Here is a 1215-nt window from a genome sequence, read left to right as displayed (position 1 = left end):
AAAAACTCATCAAACACAGTAGTAAATGCTTGTAGCTATAGCCGTCAAGGTTATAGGGACAAGTGAATAAGTGCACATGGTGGATGCCTTGGCGATTACAGGCGATGAAGGACGTAGAAGTCTGCGATAAGCTTCGGGGAGCTGACAAACGAGCATTGATCCGAAGATTTCCGAATGGGGAAACCCGGCCTTATAGGTCATCACTCACTGAATACATAGGTGTGTGAAGCGAACGCGGCGAACTGAAACATCTAAGTAGCTGCAGGAAAAGAAATCAACCGAGATTCCCAAAGTAGTGGCGAGCGAAATGGGAAGAGCCTGCATGTGATAGTCGGACTGGTAGTGGAACGCATTGGAAACTGCGGCCATAGCGGGTGATAGCCCCGTACGCGAAACCAGACCGGTGGTACTAAGCATGCGACAAGTAGGGCGGGACACGAGAAATCCTGTCTGAATATGGGGGGACCATCCTCCAAGGCTAAATACTCGTAATCGACCGATAGTGAACCAGTACCGTGAGGGAAAGGCGAAAAGAACCCCGGGAGGGGAGTGAAATAGATCCTGAAACCGTGTGCATACAAACAGTCGGAGCGGACTTGTTCCGTGACGGCGTACCTTTTGTATAATGGGTCAGCGACTTACATTCAGTAGCGAGGTTAACCGAATAGGGGAGCCGCAGAGAAATCGAGTCCGAACAGGGCGCTAGTTGCTGGGTGTAGACCCGAAACCAAGTGATCTATCCATGGCCAGGTTGAAGGTGCGGTAACACGCACTGGAGGACCGAACCCACTAATGTTGAAAAATTAGGGGATGAGCTGTGGATAGGGGTGAAAGGCTAAACAAACTTGGAAATAGCTGGTTCTCTCCGAAAACTATTTAGGTAGTGCCTCAAGTATCACCATCGGGGGTAGAGCACTGTTATGGCTAGGGGGTCATCGCGACTTACCAAACCATTGCAAACTCCGAATACCGATGAGTGCGAGCTTGGGAGACAGACATCGGGTGCTAACGTCCGGTGTCAAGAGGGAAACAACCCAGACCGCCAGCTAAGGTCCCAAAGATTGGCTAAGTGGAAAACGAAGTGGGAAGGCTAAAACAGTCAGGATGTTGGCTTAGAAGCAGCCATCATTTAAAGAAAGCGTAATAGCTCACTGATCGAGTCGTCCTGCGCGGAAGATGTAACGGGGCTAAGCCAGTCACCGAAGCTGCGGATAT

At 50.3% G+C, this 1215-nt stretch carries 1 rRNA gene; it reads left to right on the top strand.

The features are described from left to right. Positions 1 to 56 precede the first annotated feature (56 nt). Positions 57 to 1215: ribosomal RNA gene (locus ACY65G_RS30550) — 23S ribosomal RNA — on the top strand; the annotation flags it as partial.

The organism is Pseudoduganella sp. jia 12, from assembly GCF_055502675.1.
Note: the sequence above shows the minus strand (reverse complement) of the source record. Positions and strands in the feature narration are given on the sequence as shown.